Here is a 6,053-nt window from a genome sequence, read left to right on the forward strand (position 1 = left end):
CTCCAAAGCAAGAACGGGGTCGTTCAATCGCGGGCGTAGCGGTCCTCGATTTCCCGCAGGGTCGCGCCGATTTGCTCGGCATCAATCCATTGTCCCCGAATCATCACGCCGCGGGGATCGCGGAGGTTGCTCAGGTCCTTGAGGGGGTTGGCGCGCAGCAGCACCAGATCGGCATTCATGCCTTCCGCCACCTGTCCGAAGTGATCGCCCATGTCGAAATAGCGGGCCGGGTTAACGGTTCCGGTTTGCAGGACTTCAAAGGGGCTGAGGCCGGCGGCTTCCATGATGGCCATCTCGTGATGGATGGAAAAGCCCGGTACGTTGAATACCTGGGGGGCATCGGAGCCCAGCAGCAGCTCCGCACCGGTCGCATGCAAGGCCTTGATCAGGTCCTTGCGCAGCGCCACGAAGGCCTCCGCCGCGTCCCGGTCATAGTCTTCATCGGACTGGGTGCGCCGTGCCCAGTCCTGCCAGGATTCCACCATTTCAGCCGGCAGATAGCGCATTTCCGGGCGTTGTCGGGGAGCCTCCTCCGGATCCATCAGCAGCAGATTGTGCATCAGGGTTTCCGTAGGCACATTCCAGACCCCGGCATCGCGGGTTTGTTCGGCGATCTCCGCCAGCCGTTCGGCCTTGGCGTGGGGCGCCAGGCGATAATCGAAAAAGCCGGGGTCGATCCGCTCCAGAACTTCATCATCCACCAGTGCCCGCGGGTAGCGGTCCAGATGGTCGATACTGGCATAGCCCGCTTCCAGGGCCCGGTAAATACCCACATCCTCGGGTACATGCCCGGCGAAGGCCATGCCGAGTTCATTCGCTTCCTCGGCGATGGCGTCGAATTCCGCCCGGCCCAAACCGGGGTGAATCTTGAGAAAATCGTAACCGGCTTCCACCTGATCGCGGACCATCTCGCGGCCCGCTTCGGGGCTATCCACGCTATTGCCATTCAGGGATGGGCCCGAGGTGATCAGCCGGGGCCCCAGAAACTGGCCTTCCTCCAGGCCTTCACGGAGCTCCAGGTGCCAGGGTTCACCCAGCATGCCGCGAGCCAGGGTGACCCCATTGCTCAGATAAAGAAAAAGGATGTCTTCACGCAGTTGCATGGGGGCTTGCTCGCCCGGTACATGGGCGTGCATTTCGGCCAGGCCGGGCATCAGATAGCCGTTCCGGCCATCAATAAGCTGGATCCCGTCGTCGGCTTGCCAGTGTCCCGCGGATCGAATCTCGATGATCTGACCGTCCGAGATGCGCACCGCGCGGTCTCGTAGCACCCGCTCTTCATCCATGGGAATGATGTGCACCTGGTCTATGACGATATCCCGGTGTTCAGCGGCAGAACCGGGCCCGCCAAGCGCCATCAATATCAGGGCGATTATGGCCAAGAAAAAAGTTCGCATTGCTGACCTCCTCAGATCAGGGACTAGTCGGAGCATAGTCCTGGAATCCGTGAAAGTGAACGGCATTCCAGGCGCCGCGTATGGACGATCGGTTTCCTACAGCTGACGGCGATGGCCCGGGAAGGTTCCGCTGAGGTGGGGGCATGGCACTGTCCGTCCCCGGTGCTAGGGAACGGACAGTGCCCTGGAGATCAGGCGAGGCGGGTGAAGACCTGGCGGGCCGCATCCACGGTGCTGTCGATGTCCTCGTCACTGTGGGCGGAGGACAGAAAACCCGCCTCAAAGGCGGACGGTGCCAGGTAGATGCCCTGTTCCAGCATGCCATGGAAGAAGCGCTTGAAGCGGTCAATATCGCAGGCCTGGACCTGACTGAAGCGCTCCACCGGTTCTTCTTTAGTGAAGAACAGACCAAACATGCCGGGGACCTGGTTGATGCTGAGCGGAATGCCGGCATCGTCGGCGGCTAATTTGAGGCCACTGCAAAGCCGGCGGGTGCTGTCTTCCAGGCCCTGGTGAAAACCGGGTTCGCTGATGATGTCCATCATTGCCAGGCCGGCGGCCATGCCAAGGGGGTTTCCGGACAGGGTGCCGGCCTGATAGACAGGTCCCAGCGGCGAGAGATGCTCCATGATTTCCCGACGGCCGCCCACGGCGCCTACCGGCATGCCACCGCCCACGACCTTGCCAAGGGTAGTGACATCCGGCGTCACGCCGGCCCATTGCTGGGCCCCGCCGGGCGCCAGTCGGAAGCCGGTCATGACTTCGTCGAAGATGAGTATGGCGCCGTGTTCGGCGCAGATTTCCTTGAGTCCCTCCAGGAAACCGGCGATTGGGGGCACGCAGTTCATGTTGCCGGCAACCGGTTCGACAATAATGCAGGCGATTTCATCGCCCTTCTCGCGGAAGGCGGCGCGGACCGAATCCAGGTCGTTGAAGGGCAGGGTCATGGTCAGCTCGGCCAGGCCAGCGGGAACCCCGGGGCTGTTCGGCACGCCCTGGGTCAGGGCGCCCGAGCCGGCCTTGACCAGCAGGGAGTCTGAATGGCCGTGATAGTGCCCTTCGAATTTCACCACCCGGTCACGGCCGGTGTAGCCACGGGCCAGACGGATGGCAGTCATGGTCGCCTCGGTGCCGGAGTTGACCATGCGGACCCGCTCGATGGAGGGGACGATTTCGCAGATGCGCTTGGCCATCTCCGTCTCCACCTCGGTGGGAGCGCCGAAAGACAAGCCGCGGGTGGCTGCGCGTTGCACGGCCTCGATCACCTCGGGCCGGGAATGACCGCCAATCATCGGGCCCCAGGAACCCACATAGTCAATGTAGGCTCGGCCATCACTGGCATGGATGCGACTGCCCTGGGCACTTTCCACGAACAGGGGCTCGCCGCCAACGCCGGTGAAGGCTCGTACCGGTGAGTTGACGCCGCCGACGATGTATTGACTGGCTTTTTCCAATAGAGACTGGGTCATGGCAGATTCTTGTCTTTGTCAGATGGGTGGCTCTTGCGGGATTCTCAGGCCGCTTATCCTAACAGTTGCCCCGGCTTCCTACAGCTCCAGGTCGGGGTCATGACGGTTGCCGCTGCCGCCCCTGTTCAAAGGCCTGCTTCAATCGGGCGACATTCTCCCTCGGGTCCCCCGACCAGACGCTGCCAATGACAGCCACCAGGTCGGCGCCCGCGGCCGCGACACGATCCACATTGGCCGGTCCGATACCGCCGATGGCGCAGACGGGAGCAGGAAACTGGGCACTGGCAAGCTGCAACAGCGCCAGGGGAGCATGAACAGCGTTCGGCTTGGTGTCGGAGGGAAATATACTGCCGAAGGCCAGGTAATCGGCACCGGCCTGGGCAGCGGCCCTGGCCCGGTTCAGCTCGTTGTAGCAGGAGACCCCAATCAGCTTGTCTGGCCCCAGCTGCTGGCGCGCTGACTCCAATTGGCCGTCATCCCGGCCCAGGTGAACACCGTCGGCATCCACGGCTGCACAGAGCTCGACATCGTCATTGATGATCAGGGGGGTGCCATAGTCCCTGCATTGTGCCCGCAGTGCGAGTGCTCGCCGGTGCCGGGCGCTGTGATCATGGCTCTTGTCCCGGTACTGGATCATGGCCACCCCGCCTTGCAGGGCAGCTTCCACATCACTGAGCAGGCGCCCATCGTCCAGGCCGTCGTGATCGGTCAGCACATAGATGCCCGAGACAGGTATCGACATGGGCTGTTCAGCGCCCGGGCAGGCGATTGGGGATGTGTTGGCCCTTCCCGAGCCGCCAGCCCGAATGCAGGGCGCGCCAGGTCCAGTCCTGGGCCTGGCGTACGGCTTCAACTGCATCCTGGCCCGACGCCAATCTCGCGGCGATGGCCGAGGCCAGGGTACAGCCGGAGCCATGGTACTGGCCGGGAAGGCGATCCCAGCGGAAATCCTCGCGCCGACCTTCAGCGCCGAACAGGATATTGTCCACTGCCGGGGTGTCTTCGTCGGCACCCTTGTGCAGTACCCAGGGTGCGCCCAGTTCTAGCAGTGTGTCGGCCCGAGCCTGTGGGGTATCCGCCTCGGGTGCCAGTGCGCGGGCTTCGCTCGCGTTGGGTGTGACGACGGTGCTGATGGGAATCAATTGTTCTTTCAGAACCTGAATAAGATTCTCTTCGGCCAGCCGAGCGCCACCGGCGGCGACCAGCACCGGATCAAGGACCACGGGCAGTTCCGGATGGCTCTCCAGAACTTCGGCCACCGCTCGGCCGATCTCGGCATTGCCGAGCAGGCCCAGCTTGACCGCCGCTATCGGCAGATCATCCAGTACGGTGGCGGCCTGCTCCATCACCAGCTGGGGGTCGCTGACTTCCACCCGGTAGGCGTTGAGCGTGTCCTGTACGGTCAGGGCGGTGATAACCGGTGCCGGATGGCAGCCCAGAGCGCTAATGGCCTGGGTATCGGCGCACACCCCGGCGCCACCGGAGGGGTCATTGCCGGCAATGATCAATACAACAGGGGGTGTCGTGGTCGTTGTCATGCCGCCATTATAAGTCAGTCGGTACCGAACGGCGAAGTCCCGGGGCTTGGATGGGGCGCCGCTCCATGTGAGAATTGCCGCCTGTTCACGAGCCCAGTCAGGAGTGCAGATTCCCCATGAAAGCCTATATGTGCGTCATTTGCGGATATGTCTATGAAGAAGAAAAAGGGGACCCGGAGTCCGGTATTGAGCCGGGCACCAAGTGGGAAGATGTACCCATGAACTGGGTCTGCCCCGATTGCGGCGCGGGCAAGGAAGACTTTGAAATGATCGAGATCTGATCTGTCCTGAAGGGTTGCATCGGAGTATCTGATGCAACCCGGCATGACGGTTATTCAGGTCTTCAGATCGAGCTCTCTGCCGCCCCTCTGCCTGCCGACAGGCTTTATCGATAGACGGTTCGGCCTTTCCCGCTCCACGAAGTATTCCCTGCTTTTAGCAATTTGTAACGGACAGCGACGCGGTGCGTCAGATCCATTGCAGGCCGCCAGTATTGGCCCGGTGGCCTGCGTTGAGGAAGCGCGTAGTTACTTCCTGACCTCTCCCTGAGGAGGCGCTGTGAGCGTCGAATTGCCGGGAACCGAAGCGGTTCCCGGCTCTTTTTATGAATCCCTGATCAGGGGGGCCGTGACCAGCAGACGCTTTACTCGGCAGTCACCGACTTGGACTCGATTTGATAGCCGGCCTGGCGAAGCAGGTTAACCAGGCCCTCTTCACCCACCATGTGCAGGGCGCCGACCACCACGAAATAGTCCTGCTCGCCCTCGTCCAGGAAGCGGGTGATATCGTCCATCCAGTTGTGATTGCGATCGGTGACGATGCGCTCGTAGACCTCGGGATAGTCCTGGAAGTCTTCCAGCAGTGCATCTTCCAGCTCTCCCAGGCTGCCGGACTCCCAGGCACTGATCAGTGCCTCGATCTGCTCCTCCATGCCATCAATCTCTTCCAGCGTCTGCATGAGGAAATCAATCTGGGTTTCCTCGTCCAGCTCGTCGAAGAGGCTGATTTGAAATTGCAGGGTTTCCAGCTCGACGATGGATTTGTGCTTGTCGGCCGCCCGATTCAGGAAATAGGTTTCGACGCCGTGATCGGCGGTGTAGCCCATGCGTTCGAATTCGGTCACTGTCAGCACCAGGGCCAACAGCCAGGGTCGGAGCATGTTCATCTGCGACAGATCATAACCATTGGCACCGGCCAGCTCGGTCGCACGCTTATAGCGCTCCTCGCCCAGCACATCCTCCAGGGTGGTGCCTTCCGGGAGAAGGCCGGCATTGACCATCAGCTGCTGCTGAACCTGTGGGTCGATATTGACGATGTCGGTTTCCACCACCAGGTAAGGTGACTGTTCAAATGCCTCTTCCACCGCATCGGCCAGGGGATAGTGCTCCTCCGTCAGTACATGTACAGAGCCGAACAGCCAGACGGTGTTTTGTTCACCTTCCACCTTCCAGAAACTGGGGGCGGCCTCGGACAGATCGCTGTCTTCGGCAAGCAGACTCAGGGGAGCCAACATCAGGAGCAGGGCAAAAATCCAGGTCGCCCCGGTCAGGGCGCGGCTTAGGGGGTCTCGAAATTTCATGAACTCAACCTCCGGGTGAAGGGGAATAGGGCGGCGTTCCTCGCTGTTATTGTCCCGCCTTCTGGGAATA

General features: G+C 61.6%; 6 protein-coding genes. 1 reads left to right on the top strand and 5 read right to left on the bottom strand.

Features of this window, described 5'->3' with window-relative positions; all coding sequences use genetic code 11:
- Positions 1–23: 23 nt before the first annotated feature.
- From ACJWXQ_RS08215 to ACJWXQ_RS08230, 4 genes are all read right to left on the bottom strand, one after another.
- Positions 24–1,397 (bottom strand): amidohydrolase family protein, encoded by a 1,374-nt coding sequence (locus ACJWXQ_RS08215; RefSeq protein ID WP_406672562.1) that lies wholly within the window; start codon positions 1,395–1,397, stop codon positions 24–26.
- Positions 1,398–1,588: 191 nt separating this feature from the next.
- A complete protein-coding gene (gene hemL / locus ACJWXQ_RS08220; RefSeq protein ID WP_346050542.1) occupies positions 1,589–2,866 on the bottom strand; it encodes a glutamate-1-semialdehyde 2,1-aminomutase in 1,278 nt (425 codons plus the stop codon).
- Between the two features lie 97 nt (positions 2,867–2,963).
- Positions 2,964–3,608: a thiamine phosphate synthase gene (thiE, locus tag ACJWXQ_RS08225; protein WP_346050541.1), complete on the bottom strand. Its 645-nt coding sequence runs from the start codon at positions 3,606–3,608 to the stop codon at positions 2,964–2,966.
- A 7-nt stretch (positions 3,609–3,615) separates the two neighbouring features.
- Complete coding sequence (locus ACJWXQ_RS08230; RefSeq protein ID WP_346050540.1) at positions 3,616–4,404, bottom strand: hydroxymethylpyrimidine/phosphomethylpyrimidine kinase; 789 nt, start codon at positions 4,402–4,404, stop codon at positions 3,616–3,618.
- 116 nt (positions 4,405–4,520) lie between these two features.
- Here ACJWXQ_RS08230 and rd point away from each other — a divergent pair, with 116 nt between their 5' ends.
- Positions 4,521–4,685: a rubredoxin gene (rd, locus tag ACJWXQ_RS08235; protein WP_253443673.1), complete on the top strand. Its 165-nt coding sequence runs from the start codon at positions 4,521–4,523 to the stop codon at positions 4,683–4,685.
- Positions 4,686–5,047: 362 nt separating this feature from the next.
- Here the strand turns inward: rd and ACJWXQ_RS08240 are convergent.
- Positions 5,048–6,053, bottom strand: a 1,006-nt coding sequence (locus ACJWXQ_RS08240) for a TraB/GumN family protein (protein WP_406672563.1), incomplete at its 5' end; no start/stop codon positions are given.

Origin of the sequence: Natronospira sp., from assembly GCF_007134575.1 — a bacterium.
In the GTDB taxonomy this organism is placed as follows: domain Bacteria; phylum Pseudomonadota; class Gammaproteobacteria; order Natronospirales; family Natronospiraceae; genus Natronospira; species Natronospira elongata.